The following is a 19435-nucleotide window of genomic DNA, read 5'->3' as shown; positions in this document are numbered from 1 at the left end:
CAATGACTGCATTAACTCATCTTCAGCAAGCTTTGGTTAATTTATCTGCCTCAAAACTTCGTTCCTTTCTTGCGGTCTTAGGTATTTTAGTGGGCACTGCAGCCGTGGTTGCGTTAATCAGCTGTGGGCAATTGGCGACAGAAAAGGCTTTGGCGCAATTTAAGGCGCTGGGAACTGATTTGCTCGCAGTTTCTGCCTTCCAAAAGGGGCAAGAAAAATCGATTTCTGGCGAAGATCAAGTGAGCTTGGAGCAATGGCGGCAGATTCCCGATCATATTCCCGCTGCCGTAGAAATAGCACCTTATGCCACGGTCTATCAGCCCTTAAGTTTTGAAGGTAAAACAATACAGGGTGCAATAATCGGTGCTGATGAGTCACTGGCAAAGATTATTAATATCAAGTTGCTACGTGGCCATTTTGTGTCCTTTGTTGAATCCTTTGAGCATTTTTGTGTGATAGGCGATAGTGTCGCACAAGAGCTGAAACAGGTAAGTTTTGACGATCCAATTGGCAAACAAATACATATAGGTAAAACACTGTACACAATTATTGGGATTGCTGCGCCATGGAAGGAAAATGGTTTCTTTAATGAAGATATCAACCATTCAGTTATTATCCCAATTGGCGGAATGGCTCTGGTGGCCAAAGACAGCAAAATTAATAATGCAGTCATCAAATTAAAGCCGGATAGCCCAATCGATCAGGTCATTGAGCAGTTAAAACAAGTCATTAGTTCCATTGCACCCAAATTGAATATTTTTCCCCGCAGCGCTAAACAGATCATTGCTTCCATGGAAAGTCAGGGGCAAATTTTTACTCTGCTCTTAGCAGTGATTGGAGGTATTTCCTTATTGGTTGGTGGAATTGGGGTAATGAATGTCATGCTGGTTTCAGTCAGCGAGCGTAAAAAAGAAATTGGTATTCGCAAGGCAGTTGGCGCCCGCAATCGCGAAATTCAAGCCTTGTTCTTGGCTGAGTCGGTGATGTTATCGTTCTTAGGCGGTATTTTGGGTGTAATCCTGGGGTTAATTTTTACCCGAGTTGTTGCCTATTTTTCTAATTGGAATTTTACGATTTTCCTAATGCCACCCTTAGCCGGTTTTGCCGTTTCCGTTGCAACGGGAATATTTTTTGGTTTTTATCCGGCGAGAAGAGCGGCAAAGCTAGAGCCGATGGTTTCCTTAAGAGCGGAGTAAGGTATCGTCATACATTCCTTCCCTTATAACAAATAATAGGTCACCTACCTCAAATCTCTGCATTCCTTCATCCAGAGCACAGCGATGGATCTCCGGGATTAGCACTGTGCATCATTCAGGAGATCCTTCACAACCAGCAATTTCATACCGATCTTATCCAGCGCTCAGTATTGAGTTCTGCTTGTTCATAAATATCATGATTATTGATTATTAATGAATCTTGCATTTTAGAGGGAAGTGTACAGTGTTTTGCCCCTTGGTTCGCTAAAAAGAGAAGCGATTTGAGTTGTGGCTTATTACTTTTTAATATCTTAACAAAGGCTGACTCACCAAAACTATCCACAACATCAACAGAGGCTACATGTTGTTTAAAAAAGCCCATTAACAGCCCACTTACCTGAGGATATTGCTCTGAGTAATTAGCAATTTTCTTAATTGCCCTGGGTAAATTATTATCGCCCCATTGGGTGTAAAGCACAGATATAACCTTTTGTGCAAATTTTTCGGCACCTTGATTCAATTCATTTATTAATACTTGCTGTCTTTCTTCATCATCACCAACAGTTGTAATTAGAAAATTCTCAAAAAATTGCTCATAATTTGCTCCTGCATAATACTCTACTTCCATGGGTACATCTGGATGATTACTCGCAAGAAATCGTTTTGCTGGTCGCTCTATTCCTTGAAAAATTCGCTCTTTAATAATAGCTAAAGTCATTTTAGGTCTGCCTATTTAAAGAAAATGTGTTCTATTATAGAACAATTGATGAATTAATAAAACCTTCATTGTTTAAATTCTCCCCACCAGGGTGATGCTCTTCTTTGAGCATTTTATGAACTTTAAAGCACTCTGTGCGATATTCCTGTGAAAAGATATCTTTGGTTGTGTCAATAATTAATGGGGGCTCTAGTGCTAGTTGCTCATTAATATGAGATAAAACCTGTGGGTAATCCTTTAAGGTATAAAGGAAAAATCGCAAATAAGATCGATTATCAAATTTGTGCATGGCGGTCGGTGACGTTTCGAATTCCCCAGCAAAATATTTTTGTAATTGAGCCATAATTGCAATAAGCGACGATTGGCTAAGGCAAGCTTCTTTTAATAGATTAAGATCAGTAGACTCCTGAGGCTTTGCGGCCAAAAATCTAAAATCAGTTCCTTTGCTGTTATTATGAAATTGAATGCAATCATCAATTGAACTCGCCACTATTTCTTTTAATACCTCTACTTCAGGAGAAAGGCAGGGAGCGGCTGCAATTTGTTCTGCTTCACAAAAATCGTTCATGCATAAGGGCATATAGCAGGATGCAAAATAATTAAGATAATTTGCCCACACTTGATGTCTTCGTTGATTAAATTCAGAGTCAAATTGACTAATCCTATCGAAATAAAGATTATAAAGAGGTGGTTTAATTAAATACTCTAAGCCTTGATAAGCGGGATAGTCAGGTAACATATTGATGCATTTAACTAAAGGAATGAGTATTTCATTCACACTATGGAAGCCTGCACCAACAATATAGGCAGTAATCCCAAGACTATAAGCCTGTATTAATTCTATTTCCTGCGGATTTAACAACAAAAACATCATATTCATAAATATGGAAGTCATTCCCGAAGGGCCGGTAATATAGGGACAATCATTCAATAAGGCTGTTTGATAATAAATAGAATCTTCTTGCGCCTCTTGCGCCTGTGCATCAGCACACCAAACTTGATCAGCGATAATAGGAAGCCCTCTGCTATGCGCAGACTGCTCCAGCTTCATTAAGCCTAGCTGGTTGGTATTTAGATGCGTTTTACGTGGTCCCAAGCGGCCTCTGTTTTGCCCTTGGGTGTAGAGCTCATCACCATAAAATAGTTTAGATGTAATAAAGGTTCTGAAATCGGTGGCAACCGCAATATTATTTTTTTCTGCCGCCATTCTTTGATAAGAAAAAGGCTGTTCGTCCTCAGGAATTGGGTTGGTTTTTAAATAGAGCTCTAAAATTCTAGCAAAAAGCCCTGTCGGTGTTTGAGGCGGTAAATTGTTTAAAGGTAGCGGACCTATAACACTACGAGCAAACATGAATGATATAAATTGAATTTTAATAAAATCGTTTGGATTATTTTCTTCTAAAATAGCAATGACTTTATCAAGCGTTGGCCTTTCTTTAAAACAGCCAAATACAATATCAGAACCCTCTAATTCACTTAAAAAATAATTCAAAATATCCTGTTCTTTTGAATCAGTACTATATTGTCTGTATTCGTTAATAGTCTTGATAATTGCGTGAGAGACCAAATGGATAGATGACATCATTAGATGAGTGGGATTTTGTATCAGACAAGAAACCAATTCTGATTCAAATCTTCTTTGAAGAACATTGTTATCATTAGTCTTATTATCGTTAATAATGCTTAAACTTGAAGCTAATACCTCTATTTCATTCTGATGATGAGGAAACAGAATATCGTCTCTTAATAGCGACATAATTATTAGGCGTATATTGTCAGTATCTTGCTCATGATTTTCATAAGCAATTTTTACTGACTCAATGCTCTGGTTAATGACAGTACTAACTTCAGCCGAATAAGAATCTAACCATTGTGTTAAAGTATAAATAATGTAGGTATAGGCCTCTGGTTTTGAGCTAAAATGCATATCATTCATAAGGCTAGATCTCCTCACTTTCTTAGACACTGGAGTAATAGTATCACTACTATTACTCCTATCCCGCTTTCTAAGGAGTTTTGCTATTTCTTCCGTAGCTAACATTTATATCTATACCTTTAATAGCCAACAATAAAAACTTTCGGCAGTTGGTTTGACTCAGGAGCTTCCTGAACATGAAGCTCTTCAGCATCTGTCGAAGATTTCATCTTCTGCAACAAAGAGAGATTTACACTTATACCACTTTCATTACAACAATCTATACCAATCGTACTGTCTATTTTCAGAGTCAAATTTAGATGAGAAAGGAGCACAGGGTTATCTTTCAAGACATTAAAGAAATGGCCAATAAAAGATAATTGCATCGTTCTCTTAATCGAAATTCCTTCCCCGACTTCAAAACTACCCTTGAAATAGGACTGAATCTGTCTGAATACGGAGGTCAATGTTAACTGTTTTTGGCAAACACTTTCCAGCAATACAAGCGCATCACTCTGAGCATCCTTCACTGGAGTGAAAAGGCTTAGGCTGCCTGTACTATCTGAATTATACTTTGCCAAACAAAGTTCTACTGACTTACTAACCACTCCACACATTTCAAATACTTGGTGAGAGATTTTTGCTTCCGCAAAAATTTGAGAGGGATGACAATTTTCTCGCATGCATATTGGCATGAACGTGCTTTCAAAATAGGTGAGATGACTAGCCCAAATATTTTGATGCATCTCAGCAAATTCTCCATCAAATTTCTCAATTTCACTGAAGTAGTGGTTATATAAGGGAGGAGTTGTCAGATAATCCATACCTTCAAGTTGTGGATACCCAGGTATAGCATCAACACATTTAACCATGGGAATCAGTATTTCTTTTATGCTATGGTAGCCAGCACCAACTACATAAGTCATTACACCAAGGCTGTAGGATAAAATTACTTCTGAATCATTTGGATTGACAAGCACAAACATCATATTCATAAATAATGATGTCATTCCAGAAGGGCCAGTGATATAGGGACAGTCTGTATTCAAAGCGGAAGTATAATGAATTGACTCTGGGTTTGCTTTTTGTGTTTTACAATCGGCATACCATGAGCCTTCTTCAAGGCTCAGCAATCCTTGGGTGTGCGCTGAGTGTTCGAACTTCATTAATCCAACTTGGTTGGTATGTAACGCCTGATTCGGGCTACCGGAACGTCCTCGATTATCCGCTGTTGTAAAGATCTCATCGCCATAAAAGAGCTCATCGCAGATAAATGCCCTGAAACGATAACCTTCCCCTTTGCCCGTTTCATCACGGACAGCAGCCAAACGATGATAAAGTTCAGAGGGTGTTTCTTTAGTATCTGAGGGGTATTTAGCTTGATATTTTTTCAATATTTCTAAAAATGGGCCTGTTGGCTCATGACCTGGCAGATTATTTAAGGCTAATTGGCGCAGAGCTTTTTGGGCAAACTTAAAAGAAATATGCTGAATTTTTACGAAATCCTCAGGTTTATTATCTGACAATATTTTGATAATTTCCTCAATCGATATCGACTGACGTGGCGCACCAAAAAGAATATCAGACTTAACAAGTTCAGCTAAAAATTCTTGTATTGCTTTTCCTTCTATACTCTCGCTTGGGCTATCCTGATATTCAACTAAAATCTGTATTATAGCATCTGATACCAGCTTAATTGCCTGCATTGTTTTAGCCGTTGGTTTTTGAATACAATGACTCACAAAATCAGACTCGAAACGGCGTGGCAAAATATCATCATGGCCTGGCTCAGGTCTATCTATTTTGGTATAGGAATTCTTTAAAACCGCAAGGACTGCTTTATGAGGTGACAATAGCCAATCAGCCCCCAGCAAGTCATCCAGCAAAGCGGTAATTGTTCCTGTATCCTGCTGATGATTTTCATAAGCGACTTTGATTGCCTGAATCGTATTGTTCAGCGCAGTGAGTTCTGCTTCGTCTTTATAGCTATCCAGCCATTGAGTCAGTAGCATTATTGTATAAGTATAAGCCTCTGGTCTGGATTTAAAACTCTCTGGGGTTCTTTGTAATTGGTTCATTCTACTGAAACAGCTCATACGCAGTGATTCACTGTCAGACATCATGCCCTCAATGCAAGAACTAATTTCAGTGTGCAGCTGTACTAGATGCTTATTTTTTGCTCCAATAACTACTTTCGCAAATTTCACTGATTTGAAAATCTCGAAAAGTTCATTAAAAGAACACCCCAAAGCGTAAATATCAGTACTTTTGGAGAACGATAAGAGCTCGCCTTGCTCCCTAATTTCAGGGGCCAAATAAGGGCCAGTTCCCCAGCTAATGGGTTTTGGTTCTTCATCGGAAGAACTGCTACCAAAATCCACTAAATGACACTGGTTATCTGCATCCAGCATAATATTGCCAGGCTTTATATCACGATGAATTAAGTCTAATCCATGGAAAGTGCTCATTTGGGAGCTCGCTGAAATGATAATGCCGCAGGTCTCCCAAAAATGTTTTAATTCAACACTCAAAGGTCTCATATCTTTAAACTTGGATAAATCGATACCTTTTACAAAGCTTGTCAAAAGGTATTTTACCTCTGTTTCTTTACAAAAATAAGTTCCAATCAAACGGTTTGTTTTGCCCAAGGTTTCTTCTTCATTGAGCGCTTCTGGTAAACTTTCATCACTGATTTTAATTGTCTTAAGAAAATAAGTTTTCCCATCATCCAAGCCATAGGTTTTATATTGTTTGCAAAAAGATTTTCCGCCACCTGAAATTCTATTTTCAGCAGGGACAACAACAGGTTTAAGTTCTGCAGTTTCATCTGATTTTACAAATATAATCTGACAATCGATGCCAAATTTTTCTTTCATTAATTCAAAAGGTATAGGATTCCCATTGGCTGATTTTATTAGCTTTCTAATTTCTTTGTTTCCTAGAATTGCCTTCAAAATATGTAATGAATTTTCATCCATATTTGGCAATGATTTCAGCTCGGATACTTTTAATAATTTCATTATAATCCCCAACAAGTAATCATATAAATTTATAATGTTGACCATTATAAAAAACTATTATTAAGAGGGAATTAAGAGATTATTAACGTAATATTATGTAAATATTAATGAAATATTAAGAGTCGCTTATTGAGATTTTTTATGGTTAAAAAATATTCAGTAATTTTTATTTTTTTTATGTAAATACAAGGAATTTTTATTGTGAGTGTTTAAGCCATAGTGTGCCGATCTGTTGCTTAAAAAAACTATGCTTTAGGGCATATTTTTTCGAGAGGGAGTAGAAACAAGCAAGGTTTAGGTTTTCAACTGGCAATACAAGTACTCAATATGCTTTGTAATAGATCTCCCTCCAGTACTGGAGAGGGCTGACCTATTTCTATGCTTTTTGCAATTTGTACATTGGTGCTCCAAGGGCAAATGATGGAGCCATCTTCACCCTATAAATGAAATCGCGTTACCCAGACCTTAACCTTAAGCTGCTGATGCAGCGCTTGGCGTATTAAAGAGCTGGTGAGCTTGCATAGCCTCATCGTCGTCAGGCAAGTCCTCGAGTTTTTTCATCCATTCTTGAGTTAAAATAGTTTCTCTCTTTGTAGCTGCGTTGCTAAAAAACACTGAGGTGCTTGTCGCATATCGTGCACCCATGATAGCGAGGCCTAAGCCGAAGAATAAAATACTCGCTAACATTAACCCATCAGCAAGGTAGCGTGCTGCTTTGTGTCGATGACCAAACTCCTCATGAGCTGCTGCAATAATTGCTGTTGCTTGTGCCTTTACCGAGAGGTTTGACAATCGAATTTCCAGTGTTCTTTCATAAAAATTAATCAGAGACTGGTTATACTCCTCACCAAACTCTTCGTCATTTTCGGGGAGCGCCCTATCTGCATAAAATTTTTGTATGATAAGTAAATCTTTCCTTATTACTTCTGGTTCAAGCAGCTCTTTTTTGCTTTTGCTAATGGCAGACCAAAGCCTTATATCTTTGAAGGCTGCATTTCTAAGGGTTCCATCATTCTTCAAAGCCTCTAAAACTCCGTTGATAGTCTGAATATTGTTGGAATTCTTTATAATTTGATTAGCTAATAACAGCTTATAGCTTGTGTCGTTTTGCTCTAACGTTTCGAAACTCTGTTGATAGCTATTTTTTTGTTGGGGGTGTAATTCATCATAAGCCGTTTTGAGTGCTGGAAATGTTGTGCGGCTCTTGCTAATCGTGTCTTGTTGTTGATGAGCAATTAATTGGCGCAGATAGGCAACTTCTTTATTAGATGCATTGATTTGCTCTTGATATTGTACGCTCAACTCTGGGGGTAAGGCTAAAAAAGCCACATTTAATCCTGAGAACATCGCCACCTTTGCTTGAGGAGTCGCTGCTCGTTCAAAGTTTAATTTTTGTGCGATGAAAAGCTGTTGTAGTTGCCAATTGAGAAGTATGGCCTGCAAAATTGCAAACTCTGCTTGATAAATTAGTTTTTGATCGGGGCTCAATTGGTCGAGAGCTTGGCTAAGCTCAGCAAAGGTTCTGGCCGCTTCGTCAAAATCTGCTTGTTCCTTATGAAGTGCTAATGTGTGGCGGTAGTGCATTTCCTTTTCATAGAGTTCCATATTACTTTGGTAATGCTGTCCTAAATCAGAGGGAAGATTCTTAAACGCTGTTTGCAACTCGCTATAGCTTTGCTCCGATTTTTTAGCAAGAAATCTTTGTTCTTTGCTAAGAAAATTCTTGTTGCTAGAGTTCCATAAGGCTAATACATCCACTACGCCTTTATTGGCTTGATAAATTTCCTCGTCAGCTTGAAAGGCGGCTGGCAGGGCTTGGAAATGTAAACCCATCTCTTCAGCATCAAGATCTTTTCCTATCATTGACGTGTTTAAATAAAAACTATTTTTATATGTCCAGAATCTTGAAAGCTCTTGGCGCCATTGTTGTAGGCAAATCATCTTATCCTGAGGCTTATCGACACGCTGCTCGAAGGCTCCGTCGGAATAACCTTCTAAGAGTCTTTGCCATAAGATGTCATTTTTAACGATACGAACAACCAGAGGACTCGGGGTTGCTGCAAAGAGTTCATCAAGACAGATAGTCACTAATTGCTCGCCGCTCATATCAAGAAGCTCTGGGTCGCTAATCGAATAAAAACACGTACTATCAAAGGTTGTTGCAGTCTTGTTAATTGCAATGGAGCTTTTTTCAAAGAATTGATCTAATAAGCGTTTCGATTCGGCAAAGGCTCCCAGGTATGTGTTTAAATTTTGCACATGATGGCCGATATTTTCAAGATTATTAACATCTCTATCGCTTGATAGTTGGGCATTTTGTAATAGATGTAATTCATTGATAACCGCATAACTATTTGTTAATAAAGCTTCAATTTTCAGCCACAATGATTCGACTTTGACAGGGTCTCTGGCATAATTTCTTACGGCATCTTCATAGGCGCCAAAACGTAAACTGATTAAAGAGCCGTCCTCACTCATGGTGTATAAACGCTTTAGTATCGTGCTTTCTCGATATTGTGCGACATAGGCTGACCCTAAAATCGCTTTTGTACTACCGCTTGAATAGGGGGCAAACATATTGACATTTGAGTTAGGCTTATGCTGCCAGAGATTAAGCACCTCAGTCTGGTGAGCGAGAAGATCAAGATGATGATTAAATTGCTGAGCCAGACGCGTAAAGTCAATTTGCCTAAAATCAAGAGCCTTGGTCTTTTGGATAATCTGATGTAAAAGCTCAAATTGCTCAGGAAGCGCACCTTCTGGATCGATAGTGATGCTGACAGGTTTGTACTCAGAAACGATGATACTTTGATACATTGAAGCAGGGGGATCAACTTCAGCATGAACCGCAGAGGACTCTTGTTGGGTAACCGGCTCTTTTAAAACGGTGATTTTTGCCAGACGATCATTTAATACAGAACTAAAGATATCTGCAACTTGCTGATAGTCGCCCTCTGGCCCAAAGCTGGCATCCGCGAAGGAGTCGATCGCCATATATTTTGCTAATTCGACTTGAGTCGCTTTATCAAGCATATCGGCGGGAATTTGGCTTAGGGCAGAGTTCACAATATCTTTCATTGGAACCTCAGACATTGCCCCTACCAAATCGCTTGCCTTAGTAGCTATCGCTGAAAATAAGCCATAAATATTTTTGTAGTTTGCGAAATATCCTTTGGTAAGCCATTTCAAATTAAGCCATCCCTGGTATTCGTAGGGGACGAGGATATCTTCATTGTTCTCTTTTTGGGCAAAATAACGAAAGGCGGCACCCCAATCAATACGAGCAAATTGTTTGATTAGAGTATCAGCGTCAAAAAATTTGTTTAAAACAACAACATTACCACTATGAACAGAGTAATCACCCAAGAGTAATGAGAACATGAGGGCCATTGATAAACCATAGTATCGGCCTTGTTGGGTCAACGTGGGGTAATGGCTTGGACCGGCAATCATTTCAAAAAGAGGATCACGGTCTGAACCATCTTTATAGCCGGTACCGATAATGTCATAGAGTACGGTGAATGATACCTTGGGTTGGATAAGCCCATAGCTACCGTCTTCAAACTGGATGTAGTCAGCACAAATAAGTGAGTCAAAATAATTAGGATCAATTAAGCCCCGTGCCATGAACTCTTTTAGGAGCAGCCCTGCAAACAATTCGGTAAATAGCTCCCTCTTGTCTTTAGGCTTTTTAATAAAATACTCTTTGCCTTCATCGTCAATATAAAAACCATCGACTTCAGAGTTATTTTTACCTGCAGTTTTGTCTTTAAATTTAGTTAAGTTTTTACCTTTATAAGAGATCATCTTTGCTTGACTCTAGATTATGAAGCTTGCATCTTAATTAAGAAATATTAAGGAAATATTAAGAGTTTTAAGCTTTCCGAATTCTTGCTTTCGTTCTGGGCAAAATGTGCAATCCCACTCGAATTAGAGGCTTCTTATTAATTCGAGCTGCTTATAGATTTATCGACGCATGATGCTGACTTTCTTCATCGTCATCATGATGTCCTTCCCCTCCTGCTAGATTGTTTGTATGTGGTACTACTTGCGCTGTTGTTGCTGGTGCATTGCCAGACATAAAATGGGCGACTCCCCCTGTTACAACTACTGTTACTCCGTTGAGGGTTTGGAAAAGCGCGAGGGCAGTACAGATATCACTAGTCATCCAAGATGCACAGGTTTCATGTTGAAAAATAAGGGCAATAGATAGACCTATTTCAGCACCTTCAAATAGTGTTTGAAGAATCTGAATAAATCGTTCATGCCCATTAATGTCTGTGCGAAATATTGCAAAGCCCGAAATGAGTAACTGCGGAAAGGCAGTGGCTAAAATAGACCAGGGGTTTAAAGGGCCAGAAAATCCTTGCACGGCCTGATTAGTTACCTGTAAAGCGCCATTGGCAACTTGCGTATTTAACTGTGCAGGGGTAGAGATTGGTCTTACAGAGGGAAACCATCCGCTAAAGAAACCAGACATTTAAGATCCTTTTAAATGTGTAGAAACAATTATTAATGCAAAATTTTGCTGTTGAGTCAATGAGTTATAAATTAATAACCAGTGGGGGCCTTTCCAAGCTCTGCTGGATAAGGGCTGTTTGGATCATCCAAGGTGTCATGACAATCATTATTTGCATTACTCTGAGTGCAGTTGGTACATGGGGCAGGACTAGTTTCTGTTTGCTCTTCATTGCTTGATGAGGCACAGGCAAAAGAAGAAACGGATAATGAGACCAACAGGAGCAAAATCCTTGCTGAAAGCAAGCATCTAATCTCCGCGACTAATTTTTTCCCCTTGCATGTCATGAAATTCCTGCCATTCAAAATCAATATAATTTTCAATTAGTTTTCTAATTTCTTTTTGAACACCATCTCGAGTTATATATTCCGTATGAAATTGCCGTGGCAAAACAGGGACTCCTTGGTCTAGAGTACAGCAAATATAACCATCAGCGGTGTATAAATTCTTCTTTGTTTTATCAGGGTGAATCTCATAATGAATCTTAAAACTCTTATAGTCGTATTCAGTCATTTTCTCATCCTTGCATAAAATACTGATGCATATAACCATAGACAATAATGAACAAGGATGCAATGTGCATGCTGTCATCTTGAAATCATTATCCTAGCCATGACATAATGTTTTATTTTTAAACAGACCAACATGCTCTCTCGTGAATTTAGTCTATATTGGCTAGCCTTAGCGCATATTCTCCTCATTTGTTTAAGCAATACACTTGTGCAGTATCCCTTTGTTTTATTTGGCTTCCATACAACCTGGGGCGCTTTCAGCTATCCACTCATTTTTATTCTGACGGATTTAACGACTCGTTTGTTTGGGCAAGAAAAAGCAAGAAAAATAATCTTTCTTGCTATGTTTCCCGGATTAATCTGTTCTTATCTTATTTCTAATTTCTTTAGTTATGGCAATGTATTTGTAGCAAATGTTTTTGCATTAAGAATCGCATTGGCTAGCTTTTGTGCTTATGTATTAGGGCAATTGCTCGATATCATCGTTTTTCAACGACTCCGAGAAAATTCAAAATGGTGGGTTGCACCAAGCGTTTCGAATATTTTTGGTAATTTATTAGATACCTATGTATTCTTTTTTACTGCGTTCTATCAGTGTTCTAATGCTTTCTTGAGTGCTCATTGGCCAGAGATTGCAATGATTGACTTGCTGTTTAAAATAAGTATTAGTCTACTTACCTTTGTTCCGCTTTATGGAATAGTTTTGCAATTAATTTTACGTAAAAAAGAGAACTATATTGGACTAGGTATTAAACCTTAAATCCGAAAAGGGATTAGTTATGAAGAAAGCAGAGAAAGAGGAGTTCGTGTCTTCGCAAGAAAGGAGTGGCAAGGCTAAATCTGGCAAAAAAGGGTTTGCTTCGTTTTTAAACTTCTCTATATTGTCTTATTTCTTTTCTCCTTCTTCCAGTCAGGCTAGCGCTACGCATAGTCAAAGCAATAGCTTTTCCTTCGAAGATGAAGAGTCTGCAGAAATTATAGATTTTTCATCGGAGTCTGAACCATCCTTCTCAAACATCAAGAAAAGCTCAACACTAGGTGTTAAATTGGATTCTCTAATCGCAAGGAGTGAGTATCTGAGCTTATGGCAGAAAACCCTAGGTGATGAATTTTGGCTTAGTGTAAGAGGCAATAGATTTTCGGAGCAGAGCCAATTTCCCTGGCATAGCAAGCAAAGTTTGCTGGAATTTAAAACGACTTTATTAAGTTTGCAACTGCAAGCTTTGGCGAATAGCGAAATGAAGCTGCTGCGGGAGCTATTTGATGAAATGCTTAGTCCTGCATTTCAGCAATATGGGGCTTTGATTGAATTAGATGATAGTGAGTCTTTGAAAGCAATGAGCGCATTTTATCACTATGCTCAGCGCTGCATGGAAGGCGTCATGCTATGTTTTACTGAAGATACAAAATCTAAGCGCTATAGCGCTCAATCCATGGTATTTGACGATGAACTGTTTCATTTCAAGGTTGAAGCTCTTCATCGAATACAACCTTTGTGTTTTCACCGAGCCAAACAGTTTAAGCCACCTTTTAATATTATTTTGCCCTTTATCGTTGCTCGTATAAATGTTGAACGTTACGAGGCATTACTTAAGGAATTGGAAGAAAAAACAGCCTTGGCCGCTCTTTGCGCTGGACAATCGAAACAAGCAATTAACCAATTGGCCTTAACGATGCAAAAAGGGGCACCGCCTGCTGATTATATTGCTTTAAGCGGTCTCTTTTTCTCATTCCCGATATTGTCAGAACCCACAATCAAAGCCTTGTCTGAGGCTTTACATTACAAACGTCATTTATATAGACCAACATGTGCGAAGGACGAATCTGATTTCTATATCCCCTTAAATAGTCTTTTACATAAAGCATTAGAGACGAAGATAGAGTCTTTTATAAACAAGCATAAAAAGGATGAAGAATGCAGCGAGGATCAGTTTGATGCCAAAGAGCTTCACCTGTTAGCAATAGATTTGTCTGATGAGTTGCTAGAAGAATTAACCGCGGAAAAATATATAGATGACAATTGTTCAATCAGCCTTTTAGAGATTGCCTAACTTCAGTCTTGCCAAAAGGGCATGATTCGTGCTTGGATATCTCTTCAATAATTATAGGAACAACTTTAAGGGGAAGATCATGAAAAAATGGGGTCTAAAACTGGCGACCTTATCATTACTCGTCTTGTCACCGCTTTCTTTTGCCGCTCAGCAAACCTGGAGCAGCTGGGTTGCCGGTGTCAGGGAGCAAGCACTTTCTGAGGGCATATCCCCTACCTTATTTGATCAAGCCTTTGCTGATATACATGAACCTAGTCGAACAGTAAAAAGTCTGGCGCGTTCTCAGCCAGAGCATCGGTTAACCTTTAGTAAATATTTGCATTCACGAGCAGATAGTTATCGCATTGTTATGGGGCGCAAACAATATGATAAGAATAAAGAGCTTTTGGAAAACGTGGGCAAAGACTATGGTGTGGATCCCTGCTTCATCGTGGCATTCTGGGGTATGGAAAGTAGCTATGGCACCTATATGGGGAATTTCCCTGTGATTAAATCTTTAGCGACCCTTGCTTACGATTCAAAGCGACAAGATTTTTTCCGCAAAGAATTATTCTTAGCCTTACATATTCTTAATGATGGTCATGTCTCTTTAGATCATTTCAAAGGTGAATGGGCAGGGGCTTCAGGTCAGCCACAATTTCTACCTTCAAGCTGGGTAAAATTTGCTGTTGACTATGATCATGATGGTCGAAAAGATATCTGGGAATCTAAGGCGGATGTTTTCGCGTCAATTGCTAATTATATGAAGCAAAATGGTTGGCAAACTGGCGAACCTTGGGCGGTTCAAGTCAAATTACCTGCCAAATTTGATATGAGTCTTGAAGGAAAAACAATTGTTAAACCTGTGAGTGAATGGAATGCAATGGGTGTTAGAACTGAAAGTGGCGAGCCCTTGCCTTATCAGAATTTGAGCGCCAGTATTGTACAACCCTATGGCGGGCCTGTATTCCTAGCTTATCCTAATTATAAAATGATTTTGCGCTACAATAATTCTATATATTACGCAGGAGCTATTGGTTATATGGCAGATAAAATCTGTAACCGAGGGCAATAACTTAGGAGCTGAATAGGGTCCAACCTCAACAGGAGATGTGTAGATGGAAATTTATCTAGATAAGACAGCCAGCTTAACACCGGCTGCCAAACGAATTATTTGCGATAAAGCAACGGAATACCCTAACACTGGTGAATACAATACAGTGGCCAAAAAAGGCTCTTATCTTTGCCGGCGTTGTGGCTTGGCCTTGTTTCGTGCTGAAAGTCAGTTTCATTCTGGTTGTGGTTGGCCCAGTTTTGACGATGATATCGTGCAGGCAGTCAAACAAATCCCGGATAAGGATGGCCAGCGTACGGAAATTCTCTGCGAGCGTTGTGATGCGCACTTAGGCCATGTTTTTGTCGGCGAACATTTTACTCATAAAAACCTTAGGCACTGTGTTAATTCCGCCTCTATCGATTTTGTCGCCGATTCTGAGGTACTGGATACCGAGGAAGCGATTGTTGCCGGCGGATGTTTTTGGGGAATTGACCATTTTCTCCGTCTTGTGCCTGGTGTGCTCAAGGTTGAGGTTGGCTATTCAGGCGGGCATGTTCTAGATCCTAGCTATGACCAGGTATGTCACGGCGATACTGGACATTATGAGGTCGCGCGGGTTGTCTATGATCGTGCAAAAACAGATTATTACACGGTATTGAAGCGCTTTTTTGAAATACACGATCCAACACAACGCTCGGGGCAAGGACCAGATATTGGCGATCAATATAAGAGTGCGGTGTTTTATTACAATGATGAACAGCATCAGGAAGCCCAATCCCTGATTCAGATCTTGCGTTCACGTGGCTATGATGTGGCGACTCGGCTGCTAGAGGTACAGCCTTTCTGGCCGGCTGAGGGTTATCATCAAAATTACTATGGAAAGCATAGTAAGGCGCCATACTGCCATAGACCCGAGCCCCGCTTTGGCTAGTAGTGAACAGCCGTATTTGGCGCAGCTTCCGAGAAAACCAAATAAAATCCGGCTGTTCTCTGGGGCTCGATATTACTCTGTGTTAATCAGAAAACTGGCTTAAAGCGCCGGAATAAAAAATCTGATTGCTTACAGCTATTTCGCCTGAGAAGGGATAATCAAAATTCAGGGCCAAGGCTAAATTAAAGCCAAGTACTAGTGAAAAGAGTAAGACAGGCATTAGGTAGAAAAAATTACCCTCGCCTCTTATCGCACCCAGAATAATGGCAAGTAGAATCGAACCGGCGATAAGTGCCTCTCTCAAAGGAGGGGGTATTATACTGCTCAGCTCATTAAGACGTTCGCGACGAGCTTTTAAGAGCTCGTTAACATCAATAAGTATTTGATTGTAATAATATTTATCATGATCGCTATCGGGGTTTATGGACTGAATAGTCTGGTATAAATTCTCAATGGCTTGCCAAGCTAAGGGGCTTTCTTTGCCATGCCTCATCTTTTTCCACTCATTAACTCGAACAGCCACGGCATAATCGCCTGCTGCCTGCGTTATTTTATTTTTTGCATCTTCAGGGAAGACGTTGCTGTTGCGTACAATCAGTGCAAGATAATCAGCTTCTTTAGATGTTGCATTTTTGGCTTCCAGCAAATAATTCCATGTATTGATAATGACGAAAGCCAGCAAAATAGAAAAACCCCCGCTTAGGATCCCAATCAGGGTATTTGCCAGGTCTCTATGATCCTTATCAATTGGTTTATGAAAAAAATAAGTGGAAATGTGCGCAGCAACGTAAGAAATGATCATGAAGAAAACCATGGTGAAGATGATTAACCACCAAAAAGGGACAATATTAATTATCTCCCGAGCCATTTTTTCTCCTTGAGCTGTTTTCTACTATCGCTTTTTCATACAGATATACCTTATCTGCTTGCTCTGCCTTTTGCCTGTTTTCACGTAGATGTTGTTCGTTAAGCTGTGTTTGCCAGAATAGATTCGCTTGTTGTTTATAATAGTTCAACTGGCGTAATAATTTACCTAGGTGCTCAGCTAGCATAGGTAATTTATTAGGACCAAATACAAGAAGAGCCACGAGAAAGGTTAGTAAGAGCTCACTACTGCTCATGATTTTTATTCTCGTCTTCGGTTAAGGCGCGGCGAAAATTTTTAATCGCATTACCCAAATCGCTGCCAATATTCTTTAACTTATCTGTGCCAAATAAGGCGGCAATTATGAGTAAAATAAGTAAGAGAGAGAGAGGTTTAATACCGCCTAAGCCCATGTTAACTCCTATTTGACCAAGTAATAAGGCTAATAAAACCGCCAATAATGGCTAGAGATAAAGTAATAATTGCTAATTTATCATGATTTAGCAAATCAAAATAACTGAGAAAGCTGATCGATATCATTGCGCCAAAAATTCCAGCACCAAGACCCGTGTACCAATTTCTTTTAGAGCTGAACGATCGCTTTCTGCGCTGATGCTGCTCAAGTGTTCTTATCTGCTGCTCTTTGGTAAGTTCCAAGACTTCGTGTATTAGGCGCGGCATTTGCGGTAGATGCTCTGCCATAAAGGGCAGGTTTTCGCGCATTCTCAGAATAAAGGCTTTGGGTCCGATCTGCTCTTTCAACCATTTTTCCAGGAAAGGTTTGGCTGTTTCCCAAAGATCAAGAGCAGGGTAAAGTTGCCGGCCTAAGCCCTCTACGGCTAGCAAGGTTTTTTGCAATAGTACGAGCTGGGGTTGAACTTCCATATGAAAGCGGCGAGCAACTTGGAAAAGACGCAGAACAACTTGGGCAAAGGAGATCTCGCTTAAGGGCTTTTCAAAAATAGGCTCACAGACTGTGCGAATTGCGCTCTCAAATTCTGCTACCCGGGTATCCCTTGCAACCCAGCCTGATTCGACGTGCAATTGTGCGACACGACGGTAATCACGATTAAAAAAAGCATATAAATTTTCTGCTAAATAACGCTTATCAAAGTCACTCAGGGTCCCCATAATCCCAAAGTCAATGCAGATATATTGAGGGTCTTGTGGATTTAAGGGTGAAACAAAAATATTGCCTGGGTGCATGTCAGCATGAAAGAAGCAATCTCTAAAAACCTGGGTGAAAAAAATTTCAACACCACGTTCAGCTAATTTTTTTATATTAATATTTTGGGCTCGTAGCGAATCTAGGTCAGCAATGGGAATAGCGTTAATTCGCTCCATGACCATAATATTCTTACGGGTATAGTCCCAAAAAATCTCAGGGATATAAAGCTGCGGTGAATTAGTAAAGTTTCGCCTTAACTGCGCTGCATTGGCGGCTTCTCGTTGTAAATCAAGTTCATCAAGCAAATTGTGTTCAAATTCGCTAACAATTTCCCTCGGTTTCAAACGTCTTGATTCGGTCCAATATCTATCAGCCAAATTGGCAATGGTGTACATGATGCTTAGATCATTCTCTATGATCCTTAACATGTTGGGGCGCAATATTTTGACAACGACTTCTTCACCAGTGGTTAAGGTTGCCGCATGAACCTGAGCCATTGATGCTGAGGCAAGCGGGACAGGATCAAACTTTGCAAAAACTTCAAAAGCCGAGCGACCATAAGCTTCTTCGATGATAGCTAAGGCTTTTTCACTGGCGAAAGGGGGAACGTTGTCTTGTAGTTTACATAGTTCTTGGGCTATATCCGGGGGTAAAACATCGGGGCGAGTCGATAAGGCTTGGCCAAATTTTATGTAGATAGGACCTAGTTCTTCCAAGGTTTTGCGTAGGGCCTCTCCACGAGTTAGTTTTTCTTTTCGTAGCCAATTCCAGGGGTTCAAATAAACCATAAAGCGAAAAGGGGAAAAAAGGCGAATAGAAACGATTAGTTGATCCAGGCCATTTCTTGCCAATATCGTATTGATATGCAGTAATCGTAATAGTTGTTGAATCGACTTCATGACTTGACCAACAATTGATTAACATGAGCTTGTAGGCGTTCAACATCAAGGGATAGCTTATCAATGTCGGAGAAAAAATCGTCAATTTCTTCACGCGGAGGGAATGAGCCCAATTCTTCTTGTAAATAATCACTAAGATTATGGCGCATTGATTCACTCAGTTGTTTTTTAAAGGCTATGCCTTGGCGAAAGAGAGAACCTAGCTGATGAGCAACGACATCACCGGTAAAATGCGCCAGATGTCCTTCCCAATCAATATCCAATTCATCAAATAATTTTTTAACTTGCTGCCCTAATTCCACATCACCAGACAGGCGAATTTTGTCGTTAAATAGGGAGCGAGCTTTTGATGCAGGCAAAAAGCTTAAGCGGATTAACCCGAGAGGACTGCTATGAATGATGGTATCTGGCTGACCGTCATAGTCACTGAGTAGTTGTAATTGCTGTTGGTCGAAGCGAATATAAAAATTAACTCCAAGCGGCGCTACAATGACTTCAAGCACTTTGCCTTCTAAGGCAGCAATTTTAGCGGGCATGGACTCATCAAGGGCCAGAGCATGGTTTATCGCTTTCTGTAGTGCTTTTAGAGAATATTTTTTAATCAT

Annotated in this window: 17 protein-coding genes; 5 read left to right on the top strand and 12 right to left on the bottom strand. The window is 39.7% G+C overall.

What is annotated here, in order from left to right; all coding sequences use genetic code 11:
- Nucleotides 1–2 precede the first annotated feature (2 nt).
- A complete protein-coding gene (locus BN1094_RS01825; protein ID WP_043872711.1) occupies nucleotides 3–1196 on the top strand; it encodes an ABC transporter permease in 1194 nt (397 codons plus the stop codon).
- A 142-nt stretch (nucleotides 1197–1338) separates the two neighbouring features.
- Here BN1094_RS01825 and BN1094_RS01820 read toward each other — a convergent pair whose 3' ends face one another.
- The 7 genes from BN1094_RS01820 to BN1094_RS01790 all read right to left on the bottom strand — a co-directional run bounded on the left by BN1094_RS01820 (nucleotide 1339) and on the right by BN1094_RS01790 (nucleotide 11881).
- Nucleotides 1339–1914, bottom strand: a complete 576-nt coding sequence (locus BN1094_RS01820) for a hypothetical protein (protein WP_043872710.1) — start codon at nucleotides 1912–1914, stop codon at nucleotides 1339–1341.
- Between the two features lie 34 nt (nucleotides 1915–1948).
- Nucleotides 1949–3850 carry a hypothetical protein gene (locus BN1094_RS01815; protein ID WP_099908955.1) on the bottom strand — a complete coding sequence of 634 codons (1902 nt, stop codon included), beginning with the start codon at nucleotides 3848–3850 and terminating at the stop codon, nucleotides 1949–1951.
- Between the two features lie 119 nt (nucleotides 3851–3969).
- On the bottom strand, nucleotides 3970–6849 hold the full coding sequence (locus tag BN1094_RS01810) for a protein kinase domain-containing protein (RefSeq protein WP_052403076.1): 2880 nt from the start codon (nucleotides 6847–6849) through the stop codon (nucleotides 3970–3972).
- Nucleotides 6850–7320: 471 nt separating this feature from the next.
- Nucleotides 7321–10656, bottom strand: a complete 3336-nt coding sequence (locus BN1094_RS18650; RefSeq protein WP_052403075.1) for a LepB GTPase-activating domain-containing protein — start codon at nucleotides 10654–10656, stop codon at nucleotides 7321–7323.
- A 151-nt stretch (nucleotides 10657–10807) separates the two neighbouring features.
- Entirely contained in the window at nucleotides 10808–11329 is a 522-nt protein-coding gene (locus BN1094_RS01800; RefSeq protein WP_043872708.1) for a hypothetical protein, read from the bottom strand.
- A gap of 71 nt (nucleotides 11330–11400) precedes the next feature.
- On the bottom strand, nucleotides 11401–11586 hold the full coding sequence (locus tag BN1094_RS01795; RefSeq protein ID WP_141650403.1) for a hypothetical protein: 186 nt from the start codon (nucleotides 11584–11586) through the stop codon (nucleotides 11401–11403).
- 31 nt (nucleotides 11587–11617) lie between these two features.
- On the bottom strand, nucleotides 11618–11881 hold the full coding sequence (locus BN1094_RS01790) for a hypothetical protein (protein ID WP_043872706.1): 264 nt from the start codon (nucleotides 11879–11881) through the stop codon (nucleotides 11618–11620).
- A 132-nt stretch (nucleotides 11882–12013) separates the two neighbouring features.
- Between BN1094_RS01790 and BN1094_RS01785 the strand changes: the two genes are divergently transcribed.
- From BN1094_RS01785 to BN1094_RS01770, 4 genes are all read left to right on the top strand, one after another.
- The gene (locus BN1094_RS01785; RefSeq protein ID WP_043872705.1) at nucleotides 12014–12640 is read left to right on the top strand and encodes a 7-cyano-7-deazaguanine/7-aminomethyl-7-deazaguanine transporter; all 627 of its coding nucleotides are present in this window, start codon (nucleotides 12014–12016) and stop codon (nucleotides 12638–12640) included.
- Between the two features lie 19 nt (nucleotides 12641–12659).
- Complete coding sequence (locus BN1094_RS01780; RefSeq protein ID WP_043872704.1) at nucleotides 12660–13931, top strand: hypothetical protein; 1272 nt, start codon at nucleotides 12660–12662, stop codon at nucleotides 13929–13931.
- Between the two features lie 79 nt (nucleotides 13932–14010).
- Complete coding sequence (locus tag BN1094_RS01775) at nucleotides 14011–14985, top strand: lytic murein transglycosylase (protein ID WP_043872703.1); 975 nt, start codon at nucleotides 14011–14013, stop codon at nucleotides 14983–14985.
- A 43-nt stretch (nucleotides 14986–15028) separates the two neighbouring features.
- Nucleotides 15029–15898: a bifunctional methionine sulfoxide reductase B/A protein gene (locus tag BN1094_RS01770; protein WP_043872702.1), complete on the top strand. Its 870-nt coding sequence runs from the start codon at nucleotides 15029–15031 to the stop codon at nucleotides 15896–15898.
- 82 nt (nucleotides 15899–15980) lie between these two features.
- On the opposite strand, the gene BN1094_RS01765 is transcribed toward BN1094_RS01770, so the two are convergent.
- From BN1094_RS01765 to BN1094_RS01745, 5 genes are read right to left on the bottom strand one after another with little or no spacing between them, the layout of a single operon-like run.
- Nucleotides 15981–16766, bottom strand: coding sequence for a bestrophin-like domain (locus BN1094_RS01765; RefSeq protein ID WP_043872701.1), 786 nt, complete (start codon nucleotides 16764–16766; stop codon nucleotides 15981–15983).
- Nucleotides 16747–17019, bottom strand: coding sequence for a Sec-independent protein translocase subunit TatA/TatB (locus BN1094_RS01760; RefSeq protein WP_043872700.1), 273 nt, complete (start codon nucleotides 17017–17019; stop codon nucleotides 16747–16749). The genes BN1094_RS01765 and BN1094_RS01760 overlap by 20 nt, the downstream gene beginning before the upstream one ends.
- Nucleotides 17009–17176: a twin-arginine translocase TatA/TatE family subunit gene (gene tatA, locus BN1094_RS01755; protein WP_043872699.1), complete on the bottom strand. Its 168-nt coding sequence runs from the start codon at nucleotides 17174–17176 to the stop codon at nucleotides 17009–17011. Before tatA ends, BN1094_RS01760 begins: the two co-directional genes overlap by 11 nt.
- A gap of 1 nt (nucleotide 17177) precedes the next feature.
- Entirely contained in the window at nucleotides 17178–18830 is a 1653-nt protein-coding gene (gene ubiB / locus BN1094_RS01750; protein WP_043872698.1) for a ubiquinone biosynthesis regulatory protein kinase UbiB, read from the bottom strand.
- On the bottom strand, nucleotides 18827–19435 hold the full coding sequence (locus BN1094_RS01745; protein ID WP_043872697.1) for a ubiquinone biosynthesis accessory factor UbiJ: 609 nt from the start codon (nucleotides 19433–19435) through the stop codon (nucleotides 18827–18829). Before BN1094_RS01745 ends, ubiB begins: the two co-directional genes overlap by 4 nt.

The sequence above is a fragment of the Legionella massiliensis genome (assembly GCF_000756815.1).
GTDB classification, from domain to species: domain Bacteria; phylum Pseudomonadota; class Gammaproteobacteria; order Legionellales; family Legionellaceae; genus Tatlockia; species Tatlockia massiliensis.
The sequence above is the reverse complement of the archived record's forward strand: the minus strand, read 5'-3'. Positions and strand labels throughout refer to the sequence as shown.